This is a genomic window from Pedobacter sp. AC212, assembly GCF_979258625.1.
This window is the reverse complement of record NZ_OZ409870.1, coordinates 1,287,819-1,301,998: the sequence shown is the minus strand read 5'-3', so window position 1 is coordinate 1,301,998 and position 14,180 is coordinate 1,287,819. Positions and strand designations below refer to the sequence as shown.

12 protein-coding genes are annotated in these 14,180 nt (G+C 37.2%); 5 read left to right on the top strand and 7 right to left on the bottom strand.

What is annotated here, in order from left to right; genetic code table 11:
- Window positions 1-77: 77 nt before the first annotated feature.
- The gene (locus tag ACZZZC_RS05715; RefSeq protein ID WP_463485197.1) at window positions 78-1,415 is read right to left on the bottom strand and encodes a GH1 family beta-glucosidase; all 1,338 of its coding nucleotides are present in this window, start codon (window positions 1,413-1,415) and stop codon (window positions 78-80) included.
- A gap of 97 nt (window positions 1,416-1,512) precedes the next feature.
- Between ACZZZC_RS05715 and ACZZZC_RS05710 the strand changes: the two genes are divergently transcribed.
- A complete protein-coding gene (locus tag ACZZZC_RS05710) occupies window positions 1,513-4,059 on the top strand; it encodes a PKD domain-containing protein (RefSeq protein WP_463485196.1) in 2,547 nt (848 codons plus the stop codon).
- Between the two features lies 1 nt (window position 4,060).
- Here the strand turns inward: ACZZZC_RS05710 and ACZZZC_RS05705 are convergent, their stop codons facing one another.
- On the bottom strand, window positions 4,061-5,875 hold the full coding sequence (locus ACZZZC_RS05705; protein WP_463485195.1) for a MutS-related protein: 1,815 nt from the start codon (window positions 5,873-5,875) through the stop codon (window positions 4,061-4,063).
- A 43-nt stretch (window positions 5,876-5,918) separates the two neighbouring features.
- Between ACZZZC_RS05705 and rlmH the strand changes: the two genes are divergently transcribed.
- Together rlmH and ACZZZC_RS05695 are read left to right on the top strand one after the other, a co-directional pair.
- Complete coding sequence (gene rlmH / locus ACZZZC_RS05700) at window positions 5,919-6,392, top strand: 23S rRNA (pseudouridine(1915)-N(3))-methyltransferase RlmH (RefSeq protein ID WP_265798984.1); 474 nt, start codon at window positions 5,919-5,921, stop codon at window positions 6,390-6,392.
- Window positions 6,393-6,460: 68 nt separating this feature from the next.
- A complete protein-coding gene (locus ACZZZC_RS05695; RefSeq protein WP_463485194.1) occupies window positions 6,461-6,583 on the top strand; it encodes a hypothetical protein in 123 nt (40 codons plus the stop codon).
- Window positions 6,584-6,638: 55 nt separating this feature from the next.
- Here ACZZZC_RS05695 and ACZZZC_RS05690 read toward each other — a convergent pair whose 3' ends face one another.
- Window positions 6,639-7,181 (bottom strand): DUF5606 family protein, encoded by a 543-nt coding sequence (locus ACZZZC_RS05690; RefSeq protein WP_265798985.1) that lies wholly within the window; start codon window positions 7,179-7,181, stop codon window positions 6,639-6,641.
- 73 nt (window positions 7,182-7,254) lie between these two features.
- On the bottom strand, window positions 7,255-7,713 hold the full coding sequence (locus ACZZZC_RS05685) for a peptidylprolyl isomerase (RefSeq protein ID WP_010601314.1): 459 nt from the start codon (window positions 7,711-7,713) through the stop codon (window positions 7,255-7,257).
- Between the two features lie 234 nt (window positions 7,714-7,947).
- Between ACZZZC_RS05685 and ACZZZC_RS05680 the strand changes: the two genes are divergently transcribed.
- Together ACZZZC_RS05680 and ACZZZC_RS05675 are read left to right on the top strand one after the other, a co-directional pair.
- Entirely contained in the window at window positions 7,948-9,129 is a 1,182-nt protein-coding gene (locus tag ACZZZC_RS05680; RefSeq protein WP_463486301.1) for an asparagine synthetase B, read from the top strand.
- 238 nt (window positions 9,130-9,367) lie between these two features.
- On the top strand, window positions 9,368-10,075 hold the full coding sequence (locus tag ACZZZC_RS05675) for a porin family protein (RefSeq protein ID WP_463485193.1): 708 nt from the start codon (window positions 9,368-9,370) through the stop codon (window positions 10,073-10,075).
- An 82-nt stretch (window positions 10,076-10,157) separates the two neighbouring features.
- On the opposite strand, the gene ACZZZC_RS05670 is transcribed toward ACZZZC_RS05675, so the two are convergent.
- From ACZZZC_RS05670 to lpxK, 3 genes are read right to left on the bottom strand one after another with little or no spacing between them, the layout of a single operon-like run.
- A complete protein-coding gene (locus ACZZZC_RS05670) occupies window positions 10,158-12,170 on the bottom strand; it encodes a putative porin (protein ID WP_463485192.1) in 2,013 nt (670 codons plus the stop codon).
- On the bottom strand, window positions 12,157-12,972 hold the full coding sequence (locus tag ACZZZC_RS05665) for a purine-nucleoside phosphorylase (protein WP_463485191.1): 816 nt from the start codon (window positions 12,970-12,972) through the stop codon (window positions 12,157-12,159). The genes ACZZZC_RS05670 and ACZZZC_RS05665 overlap by 14 nt, the downstream gene beginning before the upstream one ends.
- Window positions 12,944-14,005, bottom strand: coding sequence for a tetraacyldisaccharide 4'-kinase (gene lpxK, locus ACZZZC_RS05660; RefSeq protein WP_463485190.1), 1,062 nt, complete (start codon window positions 14,003-14,005; stop codon window positions 12,944-12,946). Before lpxK ends, ACZZZC_RS05665 begins: the two co-directional genes overlap by 29 nt.
- Window positions 14,006-14,180 lie beyond the last annotated feature (175 nt).

Below are 14,180 nucleotides of genomic sequence, written 5' to 3'. Positions count from 1 at the left end.
AAAAGATAAGACCGCAGATTCTCTCCGATTTTTTAAATCTGCGTTTCTTATCTGCGAAGATCTGCGGGAAAACAGCCTTAGTTTTTCAAAAATTCCTGCCACCAATAACCCGAATACTTGATGGTGCGTTTCAATGTTTTAAAATCAGTGTGAACAAGCCCAAAGCGGGCGTTGAAGCCTTCAGCCCATTCAAAATTGTCCATTAATGTCCAGGCCATATAACCCGTGATGTTAATTCCATCGCTTTTTGCCTTAAGTAACGCCTCCAGATATATCTTAAAATATTCAATCCGCTCTGCATCTACAATATTGCCATTGTCTACCTTATCATGGTAGGCGGCTCCATTTTCGGTAATCATCAAATTCTTAATGTTCGGATAGGCAGCAAATTGCTTAATGATATTGTAAAAACTATTGGCATTAATTTCCCAACCCATTGCGGTATGTGGTTTTTTACGGCTTTTGGCTTTTACCTCCCAGGCCTGGATTACTGGAATAAATGCATTGTATTTAATTGTTAGTGGAAAATAGTTCTGCAAACCAATAAAATCGAAATCAAATTTCATCCTATCCTGCAAACGCCAGGTTCCATATTCCATTTGAAATTTCTCCAAAACTTCCCAATCTCCAGTTGGAAAGCCCAAACCTTGTGCCGGCTCTACAAAAAGTCTATTCATCAAACAATCTACTCGCTTGGCAGCCAGTAAATCGTTATCGCTATGCGTGTGAGGAATAATCTCTGAGCAAGAATAAGTGGTTCCGATATTGGCATTACTGACCTCTGCCCTCAAGATTTTCCCACCCTCAGCCTGTGCTAGAGCAGTATGTAACACAGCAGGAAAAAAATTGCTTAATCCGGTTTTTCCTGGTGCATGGATGCCTAGCATGTAACCCAGTGAAGTGTAACCAAACGGCTCATTCAACACGATCCAATTTTTGACTTTGTCGCCATATTCGAGCGCACAAATACTCACAAATGCATTGAAGGCTGCATTAATACTGAAACTGGTCCATCCACCCTCATCTTCCAAAGCCTGAGGCAAATCCCAATGATAGAGTGTGATATAAGGCGTAATTCCATGACTTAAACATTCATCTATTATACGATGGTAAAAACGTAATCCCTCTTGGTTAACCTCTCCTCTGCCAGCAGGTAAAATCCTCGACCATGCAATGGAAAACCTGAATATCTTAAAACCTAATAATTTCACCAAAGCAATGTCTTCCTGATAACGATGATAAAAATCGCAGGCAACATTCATCTTATGACCATTTTTAATTTTCCCATTTCGATTGGAAAAGTTATCCCAAATGGACGGCCCCTTACCATAAGAACTGGTAGCGCCTTCAATTTGTGGTGCCGCTGTAGCTACTCCCCATAAAAAGTCCGATCCAAAATCACTTGCTTTAATCATAGTCTTATCTTACTGCCTCAAGTTGCAACTTTAATATTAACAAAACATTAACTTACATTACAGCACAAAAAGAAAACATTTTTTAATAGTTTTACTGATGCGCTTTTCATTAATTCTCTTTTTATTCTTAATATTTTGCTCGAAACTTTGGGCAAATTTTTCTCCGCCAATAAATGATGAATTAGTAAATGCAGTAAACATCCCAAACACTACCGGATTCTGTAGCGTTGATGCGGCCTATAGTAATGTTGAAGCCACCGCATCGACTATTTATAATAAACCTACAAGTTGGGTAGCAATCGGAAAAGATGTTTGGTTTAAGTTTACCGCTACAAAATATGATGTTAATATTTCAGTAAGTGGCCAGGTTAATTCGAGCAGCACCAATACACTATTAAATCCCCTAATAGCACTCTATACCTTTGACCCTCTTAGTAACGCTGTATCAGAAATACCTGTTTCAACAACTCCATCAAATAATGTAAACGTATTATACAAAGGAGGTTTAAAACTTGGCGAGATATATTACATTAGAGTTAGCGCACAGAATGATAATACAGGAACTTTTAAACTTTGTGTAGACAATTATTTCCCACCCCTTCAGCCTGGACAAGATTGCGGTACGTTTTCAATACTCTGCAGCAAAGAAACTTTTACTCAACTTAATGTAGCAGGTGGAGGTAACAATCTGAGTGAAACTGTTGGCACTTGCCTGGATGGTAATGAAGCCAACACCGCCTGGTACATGTTCAAAGCTTCTAAAGCAGGTAGTTTCACTTTTACAATTACACCAACCGTTACTACCAACGATATTGACTGGATATTTTATGATTTGGGATTGAATGGAAATTGTGGCAACATGAATCCTTCAACTGCGATAAGATGTGCTGCCGGTAGTGGGGTTACCTGTACACCAAGCTATTTCAAAACTGGACTTAGTTTAACTGAAACGGATTTAACAGAGCAGAGCGGGTGTGGCTTAGGACAAAATGGTTTTTTGAAATATGTTGATTTAATTGAAGATCATGTGTATGCTATTCTGATTAATAATTTTGATCAGGCGAACAATGGCTTCACTTTAGAATTTGGGGGAGATGCAGATTTAGCAGGACCAAGTGCTGAAATAGCTGTAGAGAAGTTAAACCCGTGTACAGATAGCCAGGCGTATGTATTTGAAAGTATTGCCGCTAATTATGCAGACTTAAAATGGTCATTTGGTGAAGGTGCAAGTTTAGCAACCGCAGATGGCATTGGCCCCTACACCATCACTTACAACACACCGGGAGAAAAAGTTGTTGTGCTCGAAGCCAAAGGGAGCAATGGTTGTAGTGTGATAACCACAAAGAACTTTATCGTCGCTAAAACGCCCGATAAACCCACTATCACAGCATCTGATTTGACCTTATGCCAAGGCGATGTGCTGCAACTTTCAACACCATTTCTGAACCTTGCTACTTACCACTGGAGCGGACCAAATGGCTTCACTTCTACCGAACAAAACCCGGCTATACCGAACGTGGGTCCTGAACATATTGGAATTTATAAACTATATGTACAAGTTGGAGACTGCATTAGTGAAGAAAATTCATTGGAAATTCTTTCCGTTGATTTGAAACCAGAGGCGGCATTCTCTATTGTAGTAAATAACAAATGTGAAGCGAATCAGAGTTTTTCATTCGTGAATGCATCTAAAAATTATACCAAGCTTAAATGGGATTTCGGTTTATCAGTGCGAACAAATACCGATGCTGCAAACAACGGTAAAGTAATCACTTTTGATACGCCAGGACTGAAAACGATTACTTTAACCATTGAAACTGACAACGGCTGTGTAGCTATCGCTACCCAAGAAATTCTGGTAGAGTTGAAGCCTGAAATTCCAGAAATTTCGATCAACAAACCAGCTTTCTGCATAAACGATTTAATAAGACTTTCCGTTCCCCAACAGGAAAACATGAGTTACCTGTGGACAGGCCCAGACAATTTTACGGCAACCAACAGTAGCGTGGAAATACCGGTAGCTAATTTCAACAAAGCCGGAGAATACAAAATTGTACTCACTTTAGGAACTTGCAGCTCTGATCCTACAAGTATAATTGTACCTCCAATCGCCAGAATCCCGATAGCGGGTTTCTATACCGAACCTTCTTTTAATGTCAAGTTTTCAGTGCCTGCCCCAATCGTTTTTACAAATACTTCTCAATTTGGAGATTATTTTGAGTGGCACTTTGGTGATGGAACTTTTTCCTCTGAAAAAAGCCCTACACATACCTTTCAAACGGATGGGACTTTTAAGATTACTTTGACGGCATTTTCAAATAATGGTTGTTGGAATTCGATCACTCAAGGCGATTTGATCGTAAGAAAAGAAGCTTCAATATTTACACCAAATGCATTTTCGCCAAACGGCGATGGTGTAAACGATGAATTTGTAGTAGGCATTACTAATCTAAAAAGGTATAGAATTCAAATTTATAACCGATATGGCAATCAGTTATTTTTTACCGATAATATTTTCGACAATTGGAAAGGAACCTTTAAAAATACCGAGCTACCAACAGGTGTTTATTATTATGTAATTCTCGGAACTCATTTAAACAATAATACCGTTAAATATACAGGATCGGTTACGCTATTGCGATAAATTAATCTAAGCTTAAGCCGATCTGTTTCAATAAAATTGCGGCATTAAAGGTAGAACAAGGTCCCTGTTTCAGTTTATAATCGAACTCCATTTCTCCGTTTATGATTTGAATATCAAAATGAAAGTTTCTTAAAGTAGTAGAATGATCCTCTTTCAAATCGGCCAATTGTAAATCGTGTGTGGCAAATAAACCTGGCGTTTTTTCTGCAATCAGCTTTTCTACAAAAACCTTCGACCCTAAATATTTGTCCTTACTATTGGTTCCACGCAACATTTCATCAATAAGTACAAACGTATTTTTGTCTTGTTCGATATTCTTTAAAATCATTTTCAAACGATCTAGCTCAGCTTTAAAAGTGGAGGTACTTTCATTTAAAGAATCTTTAATTCTCATATAGCTGTTAATGGAAAAAACAGATAATCTTAATGACCTGGCGCAAACAGGACCGCCTGCATAAGCTAAAACCATATTGATGCCGAGCGTTCTCAGAAAAGTACTTTTCCCTGCCATATTTGATCCGGTTACAATGTCGACTGTTGGCTTTGTTTCAAGGTAAAAATCATTGTTAACCCTTCGCTCAACAGAAATTAGCGGGTGCCCAATTTCAGTTCCGCTCAATTGAAAACCTTCATCGATTGAAGGAAAAACCCAGTCTGGCTGGTTATGAGCTAAAGTGGCCAATGAAATAATTTCTTCGAAATCACCCAAATGGTTGAGTGCCGAAATAACATCTTTTGAAGAGCTTTGGTACCATTTATCCAGACTGATACAACATTGCAAATCCCACAGAAATAATCCATTCAAAAAGCCTCCAACAATCAGATTTAGCCTTGCATCAAACTTCTGAATTACTTTTGATAATGTCTTGATTTCTTTACTTACCGGAATCTTTGAGGTAAATAACTGCAGAATATAGCTGCTTTTCCATGGTTGATTTTCGGTCCACTTTATGGCCTCGGCGTAACTGTTTAATAATCCTGAACCGCCACCAAAACTGTAAAAAACCAGATTAATTTTTGAATTTAAAAAGATATTTATGCCTAAATGAATAAAAACAAAAAGCCCTAAAATATTTCCAGATAAACCGCCAATAAAAATGGAGGATAAAACTAAGCCAAAGGTAATATATGGAGCAACGGCAACGTAAACCCGCAGCAATTTTTTACGGACAAAGGCAAGTTGCAGTCCCAAATCTCCTGCCAATTGCGTTTTAATCTGTTCAATTTTCTCAATATTATGACCGTGTAAGTTGGCTCTAAAATCAAATGTTTCTTCAATTTTTTCCTGTACTTCTTTAATGGCTTCTTGTCGGGCCAAAATTTCAGCTTTGATTGATTTATGCGATAAACGCTCTGCTAACAAATCTTTGCCGGTTTTAGTATAACATCTGTTTACCAAAGAAAATAGCGAGGCACGGCCAAAAATATCTAAGTCTGATGAATATGGATGAGATTCAGATTCAAACACACTCCCATCCTCATAACCATTTAGTTTGCCATTCAGTTGGTTCCATTCGTTTTGGTAAACCCATAATAATTGCTTTTGATAGTCAATTTCACGGTCTAATCTTGCTTGTTTCCTTACCACAAATACAAACCCTATCACCGGAAGCAGCAACGCAAATTGGATCAATGTTCTGCTGTTATCATCGGCAGAATTTAACAGTGAAACAAAGAACAATATTTCAGCTAAAAATAGACCTATTCGTACCAGCGAAAGCTGATCGATAAGCTTTTTTGTTGCTTCAATCTTAGTTGTAACCTCATTAATTTTTTGGCTATAGCCAGATATAATTTGTGCTTGTGTTTTTAACATTATCTTTGAATGGCAGAAAATTCTAAAGATAGCAAAATATTAAATGAAGATTACTTTAATCGCCATTGGCAAAACGGAGGATAAGTATTTAATTGAGGGGATTGAAAAATACATCAATAGATTAAAGCACTATATAAACTTTACATTTTTGCCTTTGCCTGATGTGAAAAATGTTAAGAATTTAAGCGAGGCGCAGCAGAAAGCAAAAGAGGCTGAATTGCTGCACAAACAAATTAATAATGGCGATGTTGTTATTCTATTGGATGAGAAAGGTAAAAAATATTCTTCAATCGAGTTTTCCAATTACCTGAATAAGCAAATGATTGGCAGTGTTCAACATTTAATTTTTATTATTGGCGGGCCATACGGATTTGACGAAACCATTTACAAGCGGGCAAATGGGCTTATTTCCTTATCTGATATGACTTTTTCACATCAAATGATCCGCTTGTTTTTTGTAGAGCAGTTGTATCGAGGATTTAGCATTTTGAAAGGTGAACCCTATCACCATGCATAACCTGAAGGAGAGAAACGAGAGGTAAAATATGGAATCGGCATTCCAAAAACATCATAAAATAAAAAGATATGTTAGATAAATATAAACGCAATTACCGATATAGAAGTAACCAGAGTGGCAACAATAAAATGCTTTGGATCAGCATTATCATTTCATTAATTATTGTGGTAATCCTGTATTATTTCTTTTAAGGCAAAAAAAAACACCAAGCTTTTGCCTGGTGTTTTAGATAACATTTAGAAAAAACTAAACGCCTTTTTTACTTGTCATGCTTGCTTTTTTAGCAGGAGCAGATGTTTTTGTAGTTGCTTTCGCGCTTCCAGATGCTTTTGTAGCAGTTGATTTTGTTTTCTTATCAGCAGCAACTTTTTCTTCAGCCAATTTAACCTCAGCCGGAGAACCTGGAGTATCAGGTGTATCTTCGGTAAACAAAGGTAAATCTTTCAATAAGTTATACCAGGTGATGATTTTCTTCATATCAGAAGCGTATACTTTTTCCTGATCGTGACCTGGAGCCACTTCCAAAAAGTACGAACGTAAATCACCTTTTAAATCTGGAGTAGATCCTTTTTCAGAAATTTTAGCAAAAATATCAGCCAATTTAATTTCTTCTTCCTCACCATAAACCGTAATATCTTCTAACGAAGCTAACTTAGTATTGGTAATATTAGCTACAACTTTAGTTTTTTGGGCATCTAAACCCTCCAAAATGTAACCTACTTTATTTTGTCCAACCAGCTTAAATAAACCTGGTCTGCCAGATACGGCAACAATTCCTCTTAAATTCATATTCTATTTTGTTAAGCGGTTAGCGGTTGGGGTTTAGCGGTTTAAACGCTTATCGCCAAACGCTCAACGCAATTTAATCTTCAATAATTTCAATTCCTAAAATTTTATCTCCCTGGCGGATATCGTCCACAAGGTCAACATTTTCAACTGCTTTACCAAAAACAGTGTGGTTGCGATCTAAGTGTGCAGTATTTGTTCTGCTATGGCAAATAAAGAATTGAGAACCCCCGGTGTTACGGCCAGCGTGTGCCATTGATAACACACCACGATCATGATATTGGTTTTCGCCAGTTAACTCACAATCTATTTTATAACCCGGACCACCTGTACCTGGCATTCCTGTTGCACCATCTTTAGAATTTGGGCAACCTGTTTGAACCATGAAATCAGGAATTACGCGGTGAAAAGTTACACCATCATAGAAACCTTCGTTTGCTAATTTTTTAAAGTTTGCAACTGCTTTCGGAGCATCTTGTTCAAAGAACTCAACAGTCATATTTCCTTTTTCAGTTTTTATTATTGCTTTACTCATATCAATTGTGTGTACTGGTTTTAAATTTTGATCACCTTAAAAACTCCGTGTTTTTAAAAGTAGAGGGCAAAAATAGCAAAATTGTAGAACTCATACAGCATTAAATTTTTCTAAACAATTTAAATGAGGTATTTTAGTGTTTTACACTCCATCGATTTGAAAAATAAATATTATATCTTACTCATTTGCCTGTTAAGCAGTTTTGTTGCTCATGCCTCATCGTTATTGGTTTATATGGATGAAGATCAAAAAAACCACCTTAAAGCTTACGGCATTGCCTACTGGACCATCAGCAAACAGGTGGAAGTAGATTGGCTTTTGAACTATCGTGGCGGAAGTTTTCTAATCAAGTATAATAAAACAGTTGAAGACGAGCTTAAAATCAGGGGCGTTTCTTATGAAGTAATGTCTGATGCTAAAGTGGTTAATCTTTTAAACGAAATTAGCGATCCATCAGTTAATATGGAGATGGTAAAACTGGAGAAAACACCTAAAATTGCCGTCTATTCGCCTAAAAGCAAATTACCCTGGGATGATGCCGTGACACTGGTTTTAACTTATGCGGAAATACCATACGATGTAATTTACGACGATGATATTCTACAGGATAAACTTACCAAATACGATTGGCTCCATTTGCATCACGAAGATTTCACTGGACAATATGGTCGCTTCTGGTCTTCATTTCGATATGCCACCTGGTACCAGGAAGATGTAAAAAACCAGGAAGCGTTGGCTAAAAAATTGGGCTTCAAAAAAGTTTCAGAAATGAAACTTTCAGTAGCCAAACACATTAAAGAATATTGTGCCGGTGGTGGCTTTATGTTTGCCATGTGCTCCGGAACGGATAGTTTTGACATTGCCCTAGCTGCAGATGGGGTTGATATTTGCGCCCAAATGTTTGATGGAGATGCTGCTGACCCAAATGCACAATCGAAATTAGATTTTAATAAAAGCCTGGCTTTCCAAAACTTCAAACTGGATAACAACCCGATGAATTATGAATTTTCGGATATTGATGTTACCCAAAACCGATCGCTTAATCAGAGCAATGACTACTTTACATTATTTGATTTCTCTGCCAAGTGGGATTTGGTTCCAACCATGCTTACCCAAAACCACTATAAGGTAATCAAAGGTTTCATGGGTCAAACGACAGCATTTAAAAAATCGGTTGTGAAACCAAGCGTAACTGTTTTAGGGGAAAACAAAGGTGCCGCAGAAGTACGTTATCTTCACGGAGAAATAGGCAAAGGGCAATTTACCTTTTATGGAGGGCATGATCCTGAAGATTACCAGCATGCCGTTGGCGACCCACCTACCGATTTAAATTTACATCCAAATTCTGCAGGTTATCGGTTAATCTTAAACAATGTTTTGTTCCCCGCGGCAAAAAAGAAACCCCAAAAAACATAATCTAACAGCTAAGTTTGTCTCCTATCAGCGAATATTCCTGTTCTGTATACAAAATAAAACATTGAGTAGTCAGTCATTACTATACAACTTCGAGTGATAAAAATCAAATAAAAACCACTGTTAACCAATTATTTATACTGATTAAGCGATCAGCAATATATAGTTTGGCACAGCTTTTGGAAAGTGGCAGGTAATTAACATTGAAAACAAAAATTCTTTTACCTAAAGAAAAAATATCATGAAAAAGTTATTACTAAGCGCCTCTGTAGTTTTATTAGCAACAGGTGCATTTGCCCAATCAACAATGACAGGATCTGACGCAAGATTTGGAATAAAAGCGGGTGTCAATTTATCTAAATTCCGTGCAAGCGATTTTAATGGCAGCAAAGAATTTAACGATAACGTACAAAACAATGTAGGATTTAACGTTACAGCTTTCGCCGATTTTGGAGTAGGAAACAATTTCTTTATTCAACCAGGAGTATCGCTTCAAAACAAAGGTGCTAAGTTTGAGCAGACTAATACTATTGCTGGGGTTACCAATACTACTTCAAACAAAGTAAATTTAATGGCTATTGAAGTGCCTATCAATGCAGTATTCAGAATTCCTACAGGTGATGCTGGAGCAATCCAGATTTCAGCTGGTCCTTACGTTGGTTTTAATATCTCTGGAAAAAACAAGTTTGAAACAGTAACTACTGGTGGTAATGCTGCAGGAACAGTTTCCGATGAAAATGATTTAGAATTTGGTAGCAGCACAGATAAAGATTACGCTTCAACAGATTTCGGTGCTAACTTTGGTTTAGCATATCGTACTAACTCTGGCTTCTTAGTAGGTGCAAATTATGGTTTAGGTTTATCAAACCTGGTTCCTAAAGATTCAAGATCTGGTGATGGTAAATTAACTAACCGCGTATTAGGTTTCTCAGTTGGTTATTCTTTCTAAGCCTAAGTAATTAATAAAAGCTTAAAAAAAATGGCATTCTGGTTTCTTCAGAATGCCATTTTTTTATGCGAGTAAGTTTTGGTTAATCATAAAAATTCCAGCTCACTCCGAACTTCAACAAAGCATCTTGCATAGGATATCGATTAACGGTATAATAACCTGGAGAGAACAATCCCTGGTTAACATAATCGTATTTAATAAACAGATTCGCCCGTTTTAAATTTGCTTTGATGTATACGTCTATAACAGGTTCTGATTTGAAAACGCGATCGCTCCCCACATAAAATTGGGCTGTGGCTGGAGAATAAGAGTAATTAGCATATTCAGAATTGTACCTCACATCAAAACCTATATTCGCTTTTAATACTTTGAAAAAGGTTTGATCCAGATAAAAACTATTGTAGGTATAAAACTCTGGTGTTCTCAAAATCGCATTTTTATCTGTTTTTTGGTAAGCGATGTAATTTTCTAAAACAAACTTTCCAAAACGCCATTTCTTGGATAGATCGAATCTGATTAAACTGATATCTTCCCCTTCCTGCACCGGCTTAATCGCAGTTGTTCCATAAGTATTATCTGCAGCGAAATACAAATAGTTACTGGTTAAAAAATATTTGGCACCAGCTGTGAAACCATATTTATCATTAATAAAATTGAAAGAAGCATTGGCTACTTTTGTATTCTTAAAGTTCTGGTTATCCCATCTGTAGTGATTCCCGTGATAATAATTAAATATTGCAGCGGGCGATTGATTTTGCGCATAAGCACCTAACTCAATTCTCCCAACTGATTTACTGAGCAATATTCTACTCTTAGCTTCATATAAATAGTCGCCTGCATTTTCACCTTGCAGTATTTGTTGCACATCTAAATTTAAATCGATATTCGATGTAAAACGATAACCTGCGGCTCCTAAAATAGTGATGTTTTGATAAGCAAACTGACTTTGTTCATACGCTGATCCATCTTCTTTATTTCCTAAATATTTGTGTTGATAATAATCGTGGCGAATACCTGCATCCACTTTTAGTTCATTTTTAATAACAGTTGAATTTTTCGGACGAAGGAAAAAGCTGTAAAGAAATTCATTTTTTACATGTTGAACATGCGTTGAATCGTTGGTAAAAGTTTGACTTGCAAACCCTTCCGGCAATACGCCGTAACTGTCGGTTTCATTTTTAGCAAAATCGTAACTGTCGTTATTGTATTCAACCGTGTAGGTTACTTTGTTGGTGGGTAAAACAGCGCTGTTGAAATTTGCAGAGGTATCTATCCGGCCAACGTAATAGGTTTGTTTTAAAAACACTGTATTCTTTCGATACAAATTCCTTGCTGTGGTTAACTTCACAGTTTCTGCATCTCTGCTGATTTTATTATAGCCCGGATTGAAGATAGTCGAATCTAATGTTGATCCGTTTTCGTAAGCCCGCATGGTGTTAAAAATTGCAGAAGCCCACATATTATAGCGTTTGCTGGGCGATTGATACCAGGAAAAAACGGCAACATTTAAGTTATCTCCCCGCTGTCTGCTGTAAAATCCCCTCGAATCTCCCCTATTGAAATTGACGCCGGCATTCCAGTTTTTCTTAATATTTTGGCTGTGAATGGCTTTAAAGAGCTGCTCCTTTTGTCCAGCACTAACTAAGTACAAGCTAGTATATGGTGAGCGTGCCTGATAATAAATAATATCTTCAGGGGTTAGTGCATAGTAATCCAACGAATGAAAACCAGCATCGAAACCAATGCGTTTGCTGGGTTCGTAAAGTAAAGGGCGGGCTGCCAAACCCATGTTCCCATTATTTATGGTTGGATTTTGCGGTTGTAGCAGTGGACTGTAGTTCTGAATATTCCTCGTCGACGTATCTAGCGGCAACAACACAATACTATCCCTACTTAAACCGAGTTTAGTAAAGCGAATGAATTTTGCCGTAAAAACGACAGAATCCTTTGCATCAAGTTTTTTTCTAATAGAATCGGCTTCTGATTTATCGTTGATATTTGTTTTTAAATCTTGTGCAAAAGATTTTTGAAAACCCGAAAGCAACAAAATAATAAAGCAGAATTGAGCAACTTTAAGCATCTTATAGTTCAGCAATTAAGCGGGTTAAAATTTCGGTCATTTTAGGTTCAGCTTTAGCCGCAGCTTCTAAAATTTCATCCAGGTTAAAGGGTTGCAAATCTTCAGGAAAACCTTCATCAGTTAAAACCGAAATAGCAAAAACCGGCAAACCGGCGTGGTTGGCTACAATAACTTCTGGCACGGTACTCATCCCAACGGCATCACCACCAATCAAACGCAAATATTTATATTCAGCCTTGGTTTCCAAATTCGGACCAGAAACAGCAACATATACCCCTTTGTGGCATTTAATGTCTAAAGTTTTTGCAATATTTAAAGCTTTCGCAGTTATCAAACGGTTGTAAGGTTCGCTCATATCAGGAAAACGAGGTCCCAAAGAGCTTTCAATTAAACCCCTTAATGGATTATCAGGCTGAAGATTAATGTGATCTTCAATAATCATTAAATCGCCCTTTTTAAACTCAGGATTTAAAGAGCCCGCAGCGTTTGAAACAATTAGGTTTTCTATGCCTAAACCTTTCATTACCCTAACAGGAAAAGTGATTTGCTGCATACTGTAACCTTCGTAATAATGCAAACGACCCTGCATGGCCACAATTTTTTTCCCGTTTAGAGAGCCGAATATGAGTTTGCCGCTATGAAATTCTAAGGTAGAGATAGGGAAATTTGGAATGTTTGAATACATCAACTGATGTTCTACTTCTATCTCCTTTACTAAACCGCCTAATCCGGTTCCTAAAATAATGCCTATTTCTGGCGCAAAGTTTTCAGTTTTACGTTTTATATACTCAACGGTTTCTTCTATTGCTCTTAACATAGTTTAAAATAAGTTCATCAAAGGTAATCTTATCTTCTTCAAATAATTCAACCTCGATGGGTAAAAAATATACTGGTAAATTTATCAGTAAATTTTCAAATCCCGCAGCTTTTAAACGTTTGCTATCCTTTTCTGTTGTGATGATAATTTTTTCTTTTTTCTCCTCCGCATCAAATGCCGCCTTGAATTTCTTTATATCATCTGTTTTGAAAGCGTAATGATCTGGAAATTCTTCATGTTTAATCGTTTTGGAATACTTCTCAAGCTCTTCAATTAGCGGGGCAGGATTTGCGATTCCAGTGAGTAAGAAGATTTGAAAATCTTTTATATCATCCAACGAACGACTTTCATTGTGATATAAATGTTCTAGCTTGCCGTATTTTAAATAAGAATGCAAAACTTTTTGAGTCGAGTTAGGTTGCAGCTCGTTGATAGACGCCTGCTGCGCAACATGTAACAAAGGCACCGGGGCTTTGGTTACCAATAGAACATCTGCCCGTTTACGTGATGCAAAAACATCTCTTAAATTTCCTGCCGGAAGAAGAAACTGAAGGGTACCCAATTTTCTGAATTCGAACAATAAGATATTGAAACCGGCCATTACTGCCCGATGTTGGTAAGCATCATCCAAAATGATTAAATCGTGGTTTTCTTTTAACTTTTCTATTCCAGCTACCCTATCTTCGCAAACAGCTACAGTAACATTTTCGAATTTTTGAAAATACTGTAGAGGTTCATCCCCAATGGTTTCGGCAGTTGCACTTGCATCCGCCAAGATAAAACCTTTCGTTTTGCGGCCATATCCCCTACTCAAAATTGCAATTTTATAGTCGGCCAAAAGCCTTACCAAATATTCTGTAGTTGGCGTTTTCCCCGATCCGCCAACGGCTAAATTGCCTACGCAAATTACGGGAAGATCGAATTTGACAGCACGCATAATGCCCCAATCGTACAACTTTTTACGAAGCGTAATTGCCATTCCATAAATCAGTGAAAAAGGAAGAAGTAAAAGACGTAGATATTTTAGTAACATAGTTGTGCTTTCAAAAGTAGGGAATATTTAAAAATATGAGGCATTCTTGGCAAACCTGCCCTATAAGGCAACCTCTAAAACACAAAAAGGTTTGTTGGATTTTGATAAGAATTTTTTAAACTCGGAAAGCAATACCTGCCTTTCAATTTTAGTTAATCGGGCTTTTTGCTAAATC

Coding starts and splice junctions, on each gene's coding strand:
- ACZZZC_RS05665 (WP_463485191.1), bottom strand. CDS start 12,972: ATGTTAAGAGCAATAGAAGAAACCGTTGAGTATATAAAACGTAAAACT.
- ACZZZC_RS05715 (WP_463485197.1), bottom strand. CDS start 1,415: ATGATTAAAGCAAGTGATTTTGGATCGGACTTTTTATGGGGAGTAGCT.
- ACZZZC_RS05675 (WP_463485193.1), top strand. CDS start 9,368: ATGAAAAAGTTATTACTAAGCGCCTCTGTAGTTTTATTAGCAACAGGT.
- ACZZZC_RS05705 (WP_463485195.1), bottom strand. CDS start 5,875: ATGTTAAAAACACAAGCACAAATTATATCTGGCTATAGCCAAAAAATT.
- ACZZZC_RS05685 (WP_010601314.1), bottom strand. CDS start 7,713: ATGAGTAAAGCAATAATAAAAACTGAAAAAGGAAATATGACTGTTGAG.
- rlmH (WP_265798984.1), top strand. CDS start 5,919: ATGAAGATTACTTTAATCGCCATTGGCAAAACGGAGGATAAGTATTTA.
- ACZZZC_RS05695 (WP_463485194.1), top strand. CDS start 6,461: ATGTTAGATAAATATAAACGCAATTACCGATATAGAAGTAACCAGAGT.
- ACZZZC_RS05680 (WP_463486301.1), top strand. CDS start 7,948: ATGGATGAAGATCAAAAAAACCACCTTAAAGCTTACGGCATTGCCTAC.
- lpxK (WP_463485190.1), bottom strand. CDS start 14,005: ATGTTACTAAAATATCTACGTCTTTTACTTCTTCCTTTTTCACTGATT.
- ACZZZC_RS05690 (WP_265798985.1), bottom strand. CDS start 7,181: ATGAATTTAAGAGGAATTGTTGCCGTATCTGGCAGACCAGGTTTATTT.
- ACZZZC_RS05710 (WP_463485196.1), top strand. CDS start 1,513: ATGCGCTTTTCATTAATTCTCTTTTTATTCTTAATATTTTGCTCGAAA.